The organism is Croceitalea sp. P059, from assembly GCF_031846365.1.
Lineage (GTDB): Bacteria > Bacteroidota > Bacteroidia > Flavobacteriales > Flavobacteriaceae > Croceitalea > Croceitalea vernalis.
In genome coordinates this window covers 204,168-217,465 of the sequence record NZ_JAVRHW010000001.1, presented here as the reverse complement: position 1 = coordinate 217,465, position 13,298 = coordinate 204,168, and the positions used below count along the sequence as shown (strand labels likewise).

The following is a 13,298-nucleotide window of genomic DNA, read 5'->3' as shown; positions in this document are numbered from 1 at the left end:
AATGTTTGAAGATTAAAGTGGTTTGTGCTAAAGTAACAAAAATAGTTTTGTTTAAGGTTGAAGGGAATTCAAAGAAGCTTCTTACAATTTAAAGCGAGAAATTTAAGGTGGTTAAAAAGAAAAATATGTGTTCTAAGTTCTGACTGAAGTTTTCTAAACGGTACTCTGAACCAATTTGTAACTTGGTATTATTCGTCAATTGCCAGCCAAAATGAGCTGTGAGCCTAGTATCATATTGTGGTTGATTCATTTTTGCAACACTTAGCAAGCTTTCTATATTACCCACAAAATAAGGCTCTCCAACATTAAGCTTTTCTCCCTTTAATGGAAAATCAAGACTAAACCGATATCTAAACCGATGAATTGTAATATTTTGATTCAAGCGTTGCTCACTTCGTAAACGATGCCCATAACGTATAACATATGGTTTAGATTGCAAGTTGTATTGTTGGGTTAAACGCAGTTCATCAATACCATCTTCAAAAATATTTCTGGACCTATATAATATGCCCAGCGCGAGGCTTTGATTATCTTGAATTTTATAGTTTGAAAAATGGGCAAAATCAATTTGCCTAACATTCAATTGCAAAGATTCATTGTTATAAATGTAGTTTCTGTTTTTAATTGAAAAGTTATGGGAATACACACCTGCTACTCCATAATTTAAGGCAATTGAAGATTGCCAATACCCAGTAAAGTTTTCCTGAGCCATTAAGGTTAAAGTAGGAAGTAACATTGCCAAAAAATGAAATGTCTTTTTATTAATAAAGTACATGGTCATATTTTGAATCTGAAAACCTACGAGTACTAATCTGCTTTCCTTGAGAGTCAAAAGTTATTTCAAAAATCTGAAAGCCTTTTTTTGCTTTAGCGCTTATAATTATTTCATAACGAATAGATTGAAGTAAGAGATTTTGAAAAGCATCTTTTAAAACTATTTCAGAATTGTTGACTTTTGCTAAATATTGTTGTTGAATTTTTTTTAGTTTAACTTTTTTATAGGTGACGTTGAGGTAATTAGCAATGTTTTTGAATACATCAGTTGGAATATCAGTTTTTCTAATAACAAACTCAATATCTTCAAGGTTTCCTATGGTATCAAACTCAATACTATAAAAGAGTTTGTCTTTTTTGAACTTAGCTTCAAATGATGTTTTTTCACCATCAGTTTCTTTATAAAAGCGCACTCTTTTTGAATTAGTAACATAAGGGCTTATCAAAGCTATTGCCTGAGAAGGAAAATCCTTTTTATCAATTCTGAATTCGCGCTCTTGTTTAATCTGAGCCTGACCTAATAAACATCCTAAAACTATGAGTGTGCTGAATAGTTTATACTTCATGATATCTAAAACAGTTGGTTTCATGGTCATTTACCATGCCTATAGCTTGCATGGTAGCATAAATAACAGTACTACCAACAAACTTAAATCCTCTTTTCTTTAGGTCTTTACTTAAGGCATCTGAAAGCGTTGTTTTTGCCGGGGCGTCTTTATAGTTTTTGAAAGCATTCTTTATTGGTTTATTATTTACAAACTGCCAAATGTATTTGCTAAAGCTTCCAAATTGCTTTTGTATTTGTATAAAGGCTTTAGCATTTGATACGGTGGCATTAATTTTAAGTTTGTTACGTACTATGCCGGTATCTTGTAATAAAGAATCTATTTTGGACTGCTTGTATTCGGCGATTTTGTGATAGTCAAATTGGTCGAAAGCAGCTCTAAAATTTTGTCTTTTTCTGAGTATGGTAATCCAACTTAAACCAGCTTGAAACGTTTCTAATACTAAGAACTCAAACAACGTGTCATCATCTTTAAGTGGTACTCCCCATTCGTTGTCATGATAAGCTTCATAAAGTGCATCACCTTCACACCAACCACACCTGTGTTTTTGCATATTGTACTACTAAAAGTTTTGTACAATATACATATAAAGTGGCATGCCTAAAGTAATATTAAATGGAAAGGTTATGGCTAATGCCATAGGTAAATATAAACTAGGATTTGCGTTTGGAGCAGCTAGTCTCATTGCAGCAGGTACGGCAATATAAGACGCGCTGGCCGCTAAAATAGCAAAGAGAAAACGATTGCCTTCAGTATCTGTAATATACTGGCTAAACCAGGCTACAAAGATGCCATTGAGAATAGAAACAATAAGTGCGAAAATCAGGGCAAAGCGCCCTTTTTTTATAAAATCTTTGAGTTTTTTACCACTAGTAATACCCATGTCTAATAGAAATACAGCCAAAAATCCTTTGAAAATATCAGTTGTAAAAGGTTTAATACCTTCTGCTTGATGTTCATTAGCAAGAAAACCAATGGCTAAACTACCAAGAATTAATAGAACTGAGCCGTTTGTTAATGCATGATGAAGAACTTTTTTAATATCCACATTTTTTGGTTTTTCTTTTTTGAAAAATGCCATCAATAACACACCAACAATTATGGAAGGAGCTTCCATAAGTGCCATTACGGCGACCATATGTCCACCAAAATCAATTTGCTCCATTTCAAGAAAAGAAAGTGCGGTTACAAACGTAACCGCACTAACTGAGCCGTATGCCGCTGCTATAGCGCCAGAATTTTCTACAGAGAACTTCCTACGCAAAATAAAGTAGGAATATATGGGTACTAGAACGGCGAGAACAATACCGAAAATTAGAGACCAAATAATCTCCATATTTAGATTACTATGCGATAGCTCAAGCCCTCCTTTAAATCCAATTGCAAAAAGCAGGTATAGGGATATAAATTTTGAGGAATTAGGCGGAATTTCTAAATCACTTTTTAATTGAACAGCAATTATTCCTAAAAAGAAGAATAATAGAGCTGGGTTGGTTAAATTGTCAACTAATAAGTGTAAATCCATCAATTATTCTTCGAGGGAGATTTCAAGAATACCATTAATTCGTAGTCTTTTACCTTCACTTCTTATGCTAGAGATAAATTCTTTAGCAATTCGTTTTTCATTTTCTAATTCTTGAATACGACCATCGGGGTATTTAGTATCGGCATCAGCACTACCTTCACACCAAGAAATACGTTGAAGTTTATGAAAATTAATTTTTTCATCAAGGAGGGCAAGAATAACATCTGATGCTTCAGAGGCTGAAAAACTGCCATCAACTAATTGAATTTTTTGATCTGTTTTAATCATTGTTTCCATCTTCTTTTGTTTTAAGATTTATGTTTTATTGTTTGTTGATTACCTAATAAGTGAATTGTCATTAAGCCCATTATTATCGTCATCGACAAGGCGAGCCATTCAAAAAATAGAAAATTATTTACTGCTGATAATATTAAAACACCACCGAAAACCATACCCATTATAGTGAAATAGAAAGGGTATAAAGCGTCGTTCAGCCTTGACGCATCTTTTCTTTTGGTAAACTTTTGAGCGATAGGAAGTTTAAACAACATGATTCTAAATTTTTGGCAAAGTTGAATCAAATTATTCATATATAAATATTTATATTTATAATGAATTATATAAATAAAATTTATGAATTATACTTTGAATCAGCTCCGAATATTCGTTAAAGTGGCACAAAATCAAAGTATTACAAAAGCTTCAGAAGAATTGCATTTGACACAACCGGCTGTGTCAATTCAGTTGAAAAATTTTCAAGATCAGTTTCCAATCCCTTTAACTGAGGTGGTTGGTCGACGGTTATTTTTGACTGAATTCGGAAAAGAAATTGCAATTGCTGCAGAAAATGTGTTGAATGAAATCAGTGCGATTAACTATAAAACACTTGAATATGGGGGTAAATTAGCTGGAAGATTAAAAATGGCAGTAGTTTCTACCGGTAAGTATGTAATGCCTTATTTTTTATCAGGCTTTATGTCTAAACATTCTGGGGTAGATTTAATAATGGATGTTACCAATAAATCCTCAGTTGTTCAGAATTTAGAAAATAATGAGGTTGATTTTGCTTTAGTATCGGTACTTCCAAAACACTTGAAAGTTGACAGGGTAGAACTTATGGAAAACATTTTATACTTAGTGGGCAATGATAATATTTTGAAGCCGACTAAAACGATGAATTTAAAATCTTTAGCGGAAGCTCCACTTATATTTAGAGAGAATGGTTCTGCAACGAGAATGGCAATGGAGAATTACCTAAGTTCAAAGCATATAAAAGTTTCTAAAAAAATTGAACTCACCTCTAATGAGGCCGTTAAACAAGCCGTCGTGGCGGGTTTAGGTTATTCTATTATGCCCTTAATAGGTATTAAGAACGAGTTAAAAAATAATAGTGTTAATATCTATAACTTGCCAAATCTACCCATAAGAACAAATTGGAACCTTATCTGGTTACCATCGAAAAAGTTTTCACCTGTTGCTAAAACTTTTTTATCCTACATAATAGAACAAAAGGAAAATATTATTAATACCGAGTTTAGCTGGTTTAACTCTTATAAATGAAGCCTATTATTGGCAGTCTTGAACGAGTATTGCCTTTAAAGTGGGTCTATATCCATAAAAATCACGACCATCTTCCCTGCGAAGTATAACTTGTTTGTTTCCATTAGGTAGAATATTCATTTGATCTACTATGACTGATGTTCCGTAGTAATTAAATGATGGTCCTAAGCCTGAATTGGAATTCAATTTACTTTCTAATCGCACTATTTCCTGATAGGGTAGAGTCAGTATCAGATTTGCATCAGTATTTCCACGGCTTTCGATGAAATAATCAAATTTTTTAATAAAATTATTTTGTTGACTTTGTGCTGAAAAAATCATTAGAATTAAAAAAATTAGAGTAATTAATTGCTTCATAGGCATGATTTTTAATAAAGTAAATCTATGAGTTATTTGCAACTAAAATAGTTAGACTTACGTTAAAAAGAAGTTAAACAGTTAATTCATAAAAGTAATACTATTATATTTGCGGCATAAAATATAACTAATGGAAAGGCTTTTACAAACCATCAAGATTGCAATTAATGAAAAAATTTATTTGAAAGACCCTGAATCTTCTGATTTGGGTAAACGTATCATTGAACATAGTATTCTCATGATTGATGACATGGGGTTTGAAAGTTTCACTTTCAAAAAATTAGGAATTAAAATAGGTTCCAATGAAAGTTCTATTTATCGATACTTTGAAAATAAGCATAAACTATTGGTTTATCTAACATCATGGTATTGGGGTTGGTTGGAATATCAGTTGGTTTTTGCAACAAATAGTATTTCAGACCCTAAAGAGAAATTAACTCAAGCAATAAACATTGTTACTAGAACTATTGTTGAAGATAATGCCTACTCTCATATTAATGAGGTGCTTCTAAATAAGATTGTAATTAATGAATCTTCAAAGTCATTTTTAACCAAAGAAGTAGATGAAGAAAATAAAGACGGTTATTTTGTTATTTACAAGAGAATGGTTACCCGTTTGGAAGAAATGATAAATGCTGTTAATGCTAAGTATATCTATCCTTCTAGTTTAGCTAGTTCTATTTTAGAGGGTTCTCTTCATCAACATTTTTTGAAAGATCATTTTCAGACCTTGACCAACTGCGATGAAGAAAATACTCCGAGTAAGTTCATGTTAGATTTAGTTTTTAAAACAATAGACCAATAAACTAATGGCTAAAACTATACTGACGTCTTGGCAAAGACTTATAGGGCTTTTGTCACTTGATAAAAAAGACGTCTTTCAGGTGTTTTATTATGCAATTTTTGCCGGTTTAGTTAATCTTTCGCTGCCCTTAGGTATTCAGGCAATTATTAACCTTATTCAAGGCGCACAAGTAAGTACCTCGTGGATTGTTCTTGTTGTCTTGGTAACTTTAGGTGTTGCTTTTGTTGGCTTATTACAGCTCATGCAAATTCGAATTATCGAGAACGTTCAGCAAAAAATATTCACAAGATCTTCATTTGAGTTTTCGTATCGTTTTCCAAAAATTAAGATGAGCGAACTCAGAAATTTTTACCCTCCAGAATTAGCTAATAGATTTTTTGATACCCTGACTATTCAAAAAGGGTTATCAAAAATACTTATTGATTTTCCGGCTGCCTTACTGCAGATAATTTTTGGGTTGTTATTACTTTCATTTTATCATCCATTTTTTATCATTTATGGTCTGCTTTTGTTGCTTTTGATTTATGTCGTTTTCAAGTTTACTGCCCAAAAAGGCTTAGAAACTAGTCTTGACGAATCAAAAAATAAGTACATGGTTGCCCATTGGATTCAAGAAATTGCAAGATCCATAATAAGCTTTAAACTATCTGGTAAAACGACTCATGCTATTGACAAAAATGATACGTTAGTGGCCAATTATTTAGAAGCTCGTGAAAGCCATTTTAAAATTCTGGTCATTCAGTTTATCCAAATGATTGGATTCAAAGTACTAGTGACCGGAGGACTTTTATTAATTGGAGGGCTTTTGGTACTGAATCAAGAAATGAATATTGGGCAGTTTGTAGCTGCAGAGATTATTATTTTATTAGTTATTAGTTCTGTTGAAAAGCTAATTCTCGGATTAGAAACTTTTTACGATTTATTAACTTCTTTAGAAAAATTGGGTCAAGTAGTTGATAAAGATTTAGAACCTCAAATGGGGGAAAAGCCATTCAAAGAGAACACCGGATTTAATGTAGAATTAAATGATGTGTCTTATCATGTTCCGGATAGAGATAAGAAAATTATCGATAATGTTTCCTTGACTATTACGCCAAGCTGTTCTATTTTGTTACAAGGCCCAAGTGGTTCGGGTAAGTCTACTTTATTACGATTAATAGCAGGAATATTGGAACCGGATGAAGGTAAAATCTTCATAAATGATGTTGCGCTTACAGGGATTAATTTGAACTATTATCGTTCACATTTAGGGCAATCTTTAAGTGAGGAGACTCCTTTTGAGGGAACAATTATAAATAATATCACTTTTGGTGACCCTACAGTAACTACTGAGCAGGTTTATTGGGCTCTTGAAAAAACAAAGCTTACTGAGTTTGTAAAAGACCAGCCACAAGGTTTAAAAACAGTCTTATACCCCGAGGGGAGACAGATACCATATACAATTTCCAAGAAAATTGTCTTAGCAAGAAGTATTGTTAGAAAACCCAAGCTTTTGGTGTTGAAAGACCCATTGGATCAATTTAATGATAACGAAGCAAATGATATTATGAATTTTTTGAGCGATAGCACAAACGGCTGGGCTCTAATTATCGTTAGTGAAAATAAAAAATGGTCGCAGCGGTGTGGTAGAATTATTACGATGGATGCGGGTCAAATAGTTAACGAAAAAACGAATAAAGATGCTTAATATTTCTCCAAACAAATTGAATGAGAAAATAGATCTTTCTCGTTACAAGGCAGCCCAAAAGGTTTTTCATAAAAGGCATTACAAGCAGTTTAATCGCTTTTTGTTAGCTTTTTCGGTTATTGGTTTGATTGTTCTTTTTCTACCATGGACTCAAAATATTACAGGTAAAGGTTATTTAACTACGCTAACACCCGACCAAAGACCACAAACGATACAATCTCCGATACCAGGGCGAATTGAAAAGTGGTATGTACGTGAGGGCGATTTTGTGAATAAGGGTGATACCATTCTATTCATTTCAGAGGTTAAGAACGAATATTTTGACCCAAGGTTGGTTGAACGAACTGGTCAGCAAATAAAGGCCAAAGAAATGTCTGTTTCTTCTTATGAAGGAAAGGTAAAGGCGCTTAATACCCAAATTGGAGCCTTAGCAAATGAACGAGGTTTAAAGTTACAACAAGCAAAGAATAAGCTGTTACAATCAAAATTAAAAGTACAAAGCGATAGTATTGATTTTGAGGCATCTAAAACAAATATTACTATTGCTCAAAGGCAATATGAACGTACTGTTCAACTTGAAAGTGAAGGATTAAAGGCGGTGACTGATGTTGAACAAAAACGCTTAAAACTTCAAGAAACTCAAGCAAAATTAATATCTCAAGAGAATAAGTTGTTGGCCAGTAAGAATGAAGTTATCAATGCTAAGGTCGAAATAAGTCGTGTTCAAGCGGAGTATACTGATAAGATTTCAAAAGCGCAGAGCGATATGTTCACAGCTCAATCAAATCAATTTGATTCTGAAGCGCAGGTTACTAAATTAGAAAATGAGTTTAGTAATTATTCCATAAGAAATGACCTTTATTACATAAGAGCTCCGCAAAATGGGTATATCAATAGAGCAATCCAGGGCGGAATTGGAGAGACTTTTAAAGAGGGTGATAAATTGGTAGGTATTATGCCTTCAAGTATTGATATGGCTGTTGAAACTTATGTTCAGCCTATAGATTTACCTTTAGTACATGTAGGTGAAGAGGTTCGTATTCAATTTGACGGATGGCCAGCAATAGTTTTTAGTGGATGGCCAAATGTTTCTTATGGAACTTACGGCGGCAAGGTTGTAGCTATAGATCGTTTTATAAGTGAAAATGGCAAGTATAGAGTATTGCTTGCTCCCGATAGTAACGATCAGGAATGGCCTAAGGATTTAAGGGCTGGATCAGGAGCAACTACTATTGCACTTTTAGAAGATGTTCCCATTTGGTTTGAACTATGGCGACAGTTAAACGGATTCCCGCCTAACTACTACCAACCTGAAAATGAAATGGCTACGGCAAAAAAGAAATGATGATGAAAAGGCTACTGTTCACGGTTGCATTTTTGATTGTTATAATCGTTAATGCCCAACAAGACACCATAACACTCAACTTCAATGAGTATTTAGGCTATGTGAAAAAATACCATCCCATTGCAAAACAGGCGCAGTTGACTATTTCTATTGGGCAAGCTAATTTAATGAAGGCACGTGGTGGTTTTGATCCTAAAATAGAGGTTGATTTTGAACGTAAAGAGTTTAAGGATAGTGAGTATTGGGAGCGATTAAATGGCACGTTTAAAATACCAACATATTTTGGTGTTGAATTTAAAGGTGGTTTTGAACAATCTGAAGGCGATTTTATCAATCAAGATGAAACCTATCCGGTAGACGGTCTATACAGTGCAGGAGTATCAATGTCTTTAGCGCGAGGTTTTTGGATAAATGAACGTATGGCAACTTTGCGAAAGGCAAAATTCTTCCGTGAGCAAACAAAAGCAGATCAAGATTTATTGGTAAATAAGATTTTGTTTGATGCTTCTTTAGCTTACTTTGATTGGTTGCAGGCATATAATGACGCAAAGATTTTTAGTAATTTTTTAAAGAATTCAGAAGTTCGCTTTCAAGGTGTTAAGCGAAGAGCTATAGCCGGCGATATTGCAATAATAGATACTGTTGAAGCTAAAATTGCAGTTCAAAATAGAGCCCTAGGCTTAGAGCAAGCTAAGGTTAGATTAATGAATAAAACTTTGGAGTTATCAAACTTTCTATGGATAAATGATGTTCCTGTAGAATTACAACCCAACGTTATACCAGATGTGAATGTTGAAGAAGATATTGATGTAACATTGGAAATAATGGGTAAACCTTTAGATAGTTTTACCATAGAGAATCACCCTAAGCTTAGATCACTTGATTTTAAGATTGATGGTTTATTGGTAGATAAAAGATTAAAAATCAATAAATTACTACCCGCTATAGATGTTAATTACAATTTTTTGACGGCTACACCTGAATTGTTGAATTCATTTGAGAGTCAGCAATATAAAGGGGGTATAAATTTTTATTTTCCTTTGTTTTTAAGAAAGGAACGTGGTGATTTACGGCTGGCAAAGTTTAAATTGAAAGATGCCCAATACGAAAGAGATAATGCGCAAGTTGAAATCAAAAACAAGGTGTTTGCAATTTATAAAGAACTTGATTCGTATGTAACTCAAAATGAACTGATTTTCAATATTGTTCGTGATTACAATACACTTTTAAGTGCTGAAGAGCGAAAGTTTAGTTTTGGAGAAAGTTCTTTATTCTTAATCAACTCACGAGAGAGCAAACTAATTGATGCGGAGTTAAAACAAAACCAGGTGCAAAATAAATTTTTTACTACTAAGGCTAAACTCTTTAAAAGCTTAGCAATTAACCCAGATAATATTTAATGTAATATGATGATTGTCAGTTTTAATTTAAATAAGCGACGATAGTTTTGTAAAAAGCAAAACTGTATTACTATTAGTATGAACAACTCGAATAGACCTGTTGAAGAGAATATTAAAAAAGCGCTAGAAAAGGCAATAAGTTATCGTGAATATAGAGATTTAGTTAAAAAATTAGCAGAGACAAATTCTAATTCTGGACCTATTCAAACCGATACCTTGATTAATTATACCCAGCTTAATGATAGGAGAATGAAACGTTGGGACAAAACTTTGAAGATATCCAAAGAATATAAAAGTAAGATTGCAAATCTAAATTCTAAAACTACTTGGTTGGTTTTGACCGAGAGCTGGTGTGGTGATGCCTCTCCTAGCTTGCCCGTTATGAACAAAATGGCTGAGTTAAACTCAAAACTCGATTTAAAAATTGTTTTGCGTGATGAGAATCTTGAATTAATGAATTTATTTCTCACAAATGGTGCACAATCCATTCCTAAACTAATTGCACTTAATTCAGAAACTAATGAAGTGCTAAATGAATGGGGTCCGAGACCAAGTACTGCAACCAAAATGGTAAATGACTACAAAACAGAGCATGGCAAATTAAGTCCTGAATTTAAAGAAAATCTACAAGTCTGGTATAATAAGGATAAAGGTCAAACCATCCTTGATGATTTAGTGAAATTACTTACTTTGAAATAAGTAAGTGATGGTTCCTTTTTGCTGTGATTTGTTGCCTGAGCTAAACTGAGCTTTTAACGCGTAAGCGATAGCGTTATCAATCAAACAAAAATCAGTTGTTGTTGAACTTTTAGCATTTAAATAGGCCTCAGTAACACTGCCTGATTTATCAACTTCAATATTGATTACCACTTTACCTCCATTCAAACACGTATAAATTGGAGGTGGTAAATCGTAAGCATTTCTATCAACTAATGAAAATGAAATTGAGGTGCGTTTGTCTTTTAACGCATTGGTAAACTCCTTCTTTTCAGCTTCTTTTTCACCTAATTGTTCTTTACGTTCTTTACGTTTTTTAGCAAGCTCTTTTAAACTAGCAGCGTAACCAGAATCGTTACTTAAAAAATCATTAGTATTTTCGCTCATTTGGCGTTCTTCCATGATTTCTTCAAGTGTTTTTAAAGGCTCGGGTTCCCCAATACTTGGTTTGGCAGTTTCGTTTAAAGCCATGTGACTTTTAATGGGATCTAAGTTGTTTTTTAACTCCTCTAATCGTTGTTCTTCTTCTTGTAATAACTCTTCGATATCCTCATCGGCAAGTGCCATTTCAATCACATATTCTTCCTCTTGTTGCCCACCTAGTCTAATACTATAGAGTAGCAATAGCACAATCGCCATCGAAAAGATGGTAATTAATAATGATAATTGCTTTCTATTTAGATTCATGGTGCTACTATAACCGAAATTTCACAAAATTATTTTAATTAATACAAGGCTGTAATGTACTTTGATTCAATGTTTTCTTAATCCTCAACAGCCAATTGTTCTTTGAAAATAGCAGGAGTTATGGCTTTATTTACGTCAAAATCACCGATTTTGGTTCTTTTAAGTTCTGATAGGTGAGCACCAGAATTAAGGGCCTTACCAAAATCATTGGCTAAAGAACGAATATAAGTTCCTTTACTACAGACTACTCTAAACCTTACTTTCGGCAAGTCAATAGCGGTAATTTCAAATTCGAAAATGGTAACTTTTCTTGTTTTAATTTCGATCTCAACTCCTTTTCTAGCAAATTCATAAAGGCGCTTTCCATCTTTTTTAAGGGCAGAAAATATGGGTGGCTTTTGGTCGATTTCACCAATAAATTTTGAGGTAGTTTTATGAATTATATCTAAGGTAAGATGATCAATAGAAAATTCCTGATTCACTTCGGTTTCTAAATCATAAGAAGGTGTTGTTCCACCTAAAGTAAAAGTGCCGGTGTACTCTTTTATTTGCCCTTGAAGTTCTGGTATTTGTTTTGTGAATTTTCCAGTACATATAATTAAAAGTCCTGTAGCTAGTGGGTCTAAAGTACCCGCATGCCCTATTTTGATTTTTTTAAGATGAAATTTTTTTCTAATAGCCCATTTTAAAGCATTCACAGCTTGAAAAGAACTCCAGCCCAATGGTTTATCAATAAGCAGGGTTTGACCGTTTAAAAAATCTTCTTTGGTTTGTTTCATGAAAAGAACCTAAATCATTAAGCCCACAGACTCCAACCAATTGCGATTAGCCCTACCACCAAACAGTATATGGCAAAATAGGTTAATTTACTTTTCTTAACCAGTTGTATCATCCAAGTACAGGCAAAAAGCCCTGCTACAAAAGCAGCTATAAAGCCTGCTGTCATAGGTGCCATTTGAGAACTTTCAAAACTCAATTCTCCACCTAAAATATCTTTAGCAACTTTACCAAAAATTAAAGGTACAACCATCAAAAATGAAAAACGTGCAGATTTCGTTTTATCAATCCCTAACAAAACTGAAGTGGAAATAGTAGCACCACTTCTTGAAATACCTGGTAACATGGCCACAGCCTGAGCCAAACCTATGATAAAAGCACTTTTAAATGAAACACCTTTATTGGTTGTTTTAGCCATATCTGCCAAATAAAGTAATACAGCTGTGATGATTAGCATAATACCTACAATGATAATAGCACCGTCAAAAAATACAATCATAAAATCTTCAAGAAAGAAGCCAACTAAAGCTGCGGGAATCATAGAAACAATAATTTTAACTGCAAATTGCGTTTCCTCATTCCAATTAAATTGAAATAGCCCTTTAAAAATATCAAGAATGTCTTTGCGAAAAATTACAATGGTACTTAATGCCGTTGCAAAATGCAGAACAACAGTAAAGAGCAGGCTTTCTTCTGGGATAGCATTTGCTCCTAAAATTGCCTTGCCTAGTTCTAAATGTCCGCTTGAAGATACAGGTAAAAACTCCGTTAATCCCTGAATGATACCCAGGATAATAGCATCAATTATTTCCAATTATTTCTTTTTTTTGTTAGGATTCAATAAGATGGCATAAATCTGTATGCCCAAACCAATAAGAATCAAAGTCGGCGCCAAACGAATTCTTCTGAAATTATAAATTTCTGGGTTGAATACATTTGGGTCATCACTACCTCCTCCTGCCATCAGAATAAAGCCTAATGCAATTAAGCCGAGTCCAATAAACAAAAAAGTATAGTTCTTTTTTTGAAAGATAAATTCCATCTTTGGTTTTTGCTCTGTCTTATTTTTCTTACTCATAACGGAAAAATTTCTTTTTT

Annotated in this window: 17 protein-coding genes; 6 read left to right on the top strand and 11 right to left on the bottom strand. The window is 33.4% G+C overall.

Features of this window, described 5'->3' with window-relative positions:
- Positions 1-88: 88 nt before the first annotated feature.
- Genes RM542_RS00900 through RM542_RS00875 form a run of 6 tightly spaced genes read right to left on the bottom strand, consistent with a single transcriptional unit; the run spans position 89 to position 3,416 of the window.
- Entirely contained in the window at positions 89-781 is a 693-nt protein-coding gene (locus RM542_RS00900; protein ID WP_311383820.1) for a DUF2490 domain-containing protein, read from the bottom strand.
- Complete coding sequence (locus RM542_RS00895) at positions 762-1,340, bottom strand: hypothetical protein (protein WP_311383819.1); 579 nt, start codon at positions 1,338-1,340, stop codon at positions 762-764. Before RM542_RS00895 ends, RM542_RS00900 begins: the two co-directional genes overlap by 20 nt.
- Positions 1,330-1,893, bottom strand: coding sequence for a DNA-3-methyladenine glycosylase I (locus tag RM542_RS00890; RefSeq protein WP_311383818.1), 564 nt, complete (start codon positions 1,891-1,893; stop codon positions 1,330-1,332). The genes RM542_RS00895 and RM542_RS00890 overlap by 11 nt, the downstream gene beginning before the upstream one ends.
- A gap of 9 nt (positions 1,894-1,902) precedes the next feature.
- Complete coding sequence (locus RM542_RS00885) at positions 1,903-2,865, bottom strand: sodium-dependent bicarbonate transport family permease (protein WP_311383817.1); 963 nt, start codon at positions 2,863-2,865, stop codon at positions 1,903-1,905.
- A gap of 3 nt (positions 2,866-2,868) precedes the next feature.
- Positions 2,869-3,162, bottom strand: coding sequence for a hypothetical protein (locus RM542_RS00880; protein ID WP_311383816.1), 294 nt, complete (start codon positions 3,160-3,162; stop codon positions 2,869-2,871).
- Between the two features lie 11 nt (positions 3,163-3,173).
- Complete coding sequence (locus RM542_RS00875; protein WP_311383815.1) at positions 3,174-3,416, bottom strand: hypothetical protein; 243 nt, start codon at positions 3,414-3,416, stop codon at positions 3,174-3,176.
- 82 nt (positions 3,417-3,498) lie between these two features.
- Between RM542_RS00875 and RM542_RS00870 the strand changes: the two genes are divergently transcribed.
- The gene (locus RM542_RS00870; protein WP_311383814.1) at positions 3,499-4,425 is read left to right on the top strand and encodes a LysR family transcriptional regulator; all 927 of its coding nucleotides are present in this window, start codon (positions 3,499-3,501) and stop codon (positions 4,423-4,425) included.
- A gap of 6 nt (positions 4,426-4,431) precedes the next feature.
- Here RM542_RS00870 and RM542_RS00865 read toward each other — a convergent pair whose 3' ends face one another.
- A complete protein-coding gene (locus tag RM542_RS00865; RefSeq protein ID WP_311383813.1) occupies positions 4,432-4,782 on the bottom strand; it encodes a hypothetical protein in 351 nt (116 codons plus the stop codon).
- Positions 4,783-4,912: 130 nt separating this feature from the next.
- Between RM542_RS00865 and RM542_RS00860 the strand changes: the two genes are divergently transcribed.
- The 5 genes from RM542_RS00860 to RM542_RS00840 all read left to right on the top strand — a co-directional run bounded on the left by RM542_RS00860 (position 4,913) and on the right by RM542_RS00840 (position 10,718).
- A complete protein-coding gene (locus RM542_RS00860; protein ID WP_311383812.1) occupies positions 4,913-5,587 on the top strand; it encodes a TetR/AcrR family transcriptional regulator in 675 nt (224 codons plus the stop codon).
- Positions 5,588-5,591: 4 nt separating this feature from the next.
- Positions 5,592-7,274 carry an ATP-binding cassette domain-containing protein gene (locus RM542_RS00855; protein ID WP_311383811.1) on the top strand — a complete coding sequence of 561 codons (1,683 nt, stop codon included), beginning with the start codon at positions 5,592-5,594 and terminating at the stop codon, positions 7,272-7,274.
- A complete protein-coding gene (locus RM542_RS00850) occupies positions 7,267-8,619 on the top strand; it encodes an HlyD family efflux transporter periplasmic adaptor subunit (protein WP_311383810.1) in 1,353 nt (450 codons plus the stop codon). The genes RM542_RS00855 and RM542_RS00850 overlap by 8 nt, the downstream gene beginning before the upstream one ends.
- Positions 8,620-8,621: 2 nt before the next feature.
- Positions 8,622-10,019 carry a TolC family protein gene (locus RM542_RS00845; protein WP_311383809.1) on the top strand — a complete coding sequence of 466 codons (1,398 nt, stop codon included), beginning with the start codon at positions 8,622-8,624 and terminating at the stop codon, positions 10,017-10,019.
- A gap of 78 nt (positions 10,020-10,097) precedes the next feature.
- The gene (locus RM542_RS00840) at positions 10,098-10,718 is read left to right on the top strand and encodes a thioredoxin family protein (protein ID WP_311383808.1); all 621 of its coding nucleotides are present in this window, start codon (positions 10,098-10,100) and stop codon (positions 10,716-10,718) included.
- Here the strand turns inward: RM542_RS00840 and RM542_RS00835 are convergent.
- The 4 genes from RM542_RS00835 to RM542_RS00820 form a co-directional block, all read right to left on the bottom strand.
- Entirely contained in the window at positions 10,701-11,423 is a 723-nt protein-coding gene (locus tag RM542_RS00835) for an energy transducer TonB (protein WP_311383807.1), read from the bottom strand. The genes RM542_RS00840 and RM542_RS00835 overlap by 18 nt on opposite strands.
- A gap of 77 nt (positions 11,424-11,500) precedes the next feature.
- Positions 11,501-12,202 carry a tRNA pseudouridine(55) synthase TruB gene (gene truB / locus RM542_RS00830; RefSeq protein WP_311383806.1) on the bottom strand — a complete coding sequence of 234 codons (702 nt, stop codon included), beginning with the start codon at positions 12,200-12,202 and terminating at the stop codon, positions 11,501-11,503.
- A gap of 17 nt (positions 12,203-12,219) precedes the next feature.
- Entirely contained in the window at positions 12,220-13,014 is a 795-nt protein-coding gene (locus tag RM542_RS00825; protein ID WP_311383805.1) for an undecaprenyl-diphosphate phosphatase, read from the bottom strand.
- Positions 13,015-13,278: a DUF3098 domain-containing protein gene (locus RM542_RS00820; protein WP_311383804.1), complete on the bottom strand. Its 264-nt coding sequence runs from the start codon at positions 13,276-13,278 to the stop codon at positions 13,015-13,017.
- Positions 13,279-13,298 lie beyond the last annotated feature (20 nt).

Bases quoted from the DNA above. Each gene is read 5' to 3' on its own strand.
- RM542_RS00900 (WP_311383820.1), bottom strand. From the start codon at position 781: ATGACCATGTACTTTATTAATAAAAAGACATTTCATTTTTTGGCAATG.
- RM542_RS00895 (WP_311383819.1), bottom strand. From the start codon at position 1,340: ATGAAGTATAAACTATTCAGCACACTCATAGTTTTAGGATGTTTATTA.
- RM542_RS00890 (WP_311383818.1), bottom strand. From the start codon at position 1,893: ATGCAAAAACACAGGTGTGGTTGGTGTGAAGGTGATGCACTTTATGAA.
- RM542_RS00885 (WP_311383817.1), bottom strand. From the start codon at position 2,865: ATGGATTTACACTTATTAGTTGACAATTTAACCAACCCAGCTCTATTA.
- RM542_RS00880 (WP_311383816.1), bottom strand. From the start codon at position 3,162: ATGGAAACAATGATTAAAACAGATCAAAAAATTCAATTAGTTGATGGC.
- RM542_RS00875 (WP_311383815.1), bottom strand. From the start codon at position 3,416: ATGTTGTTTAAACTTCCTATCGCTCAAAAGTTTACCAAAAGAAAAGAT.
- RM542_RS00870 (WP_311383814.1), top strand. From the start codon at position 3,499: ATGAATTATACTTTGAATCAGCTCCGAATATTCGTTAAAGTGGCACAA.
- RM542_RS00865 (WP_311383813.1), bottom strand. From the start codon at position 4,782: ATGAAGCAATTAATTACTCTAATTTTTTTAATTCTAATGATTTTTTCA.
- RM542_RS00860 (WP_311383812.1), top strand. From the start codon at position 4,913: ATGGAAAGGCTTTTACAAACCATCAAGATTGCAATTAATGAAAAAATT.
- RM542_RS00855 (WP_311383811.1), top strand. From the start codon at position 5,592: ATGGCTAAAACTATACTGACGTCTTGGCAAAGACTTATAGGGCTTTTG.
- RM542_RS00850 (WP_311383810.1), top strand. From the start codon at position 7,267: ATGCTTAATATTTCTCCAAACAAATTGAATGAGAAAATAGATCTTTCT.
- RM542_RS00845 (WP_311383809.1), top strand. From the start codon at position 8,622: ATGAAAAGGCTACTGTTCACGGTTGCATTTTTGATTGTTATAATCGTT.
- RM542_RS00840 (WP_311383808.1), top strand. From the start codon at position 10,098: ATGAACAACTCGAATAGACCTGTTGAAGAGAATATTAAAAAAGCGCTA.
- RM542_RS00835 (WP_311383807.1), bottom strand. From the start codon at position 11,423: ATGAATCTAAATAGAAAGCAATTATCATTATTAATTACCATCTTTTCG.
- truB (WP_311383806.1), bottom strand. From the start codon at position 12,202: ATGAAACAAACCAAAGAAGATTTTTTAAACGGTCAAACCCTGCTTATT.
- RM542_RS00820 (WP_311383804.1), bottom strand. From the start codon at position 13,278: ATGAGTAAGAAAAATAAGACAGAGCAAAAACCAAAGATGGAATTTATC.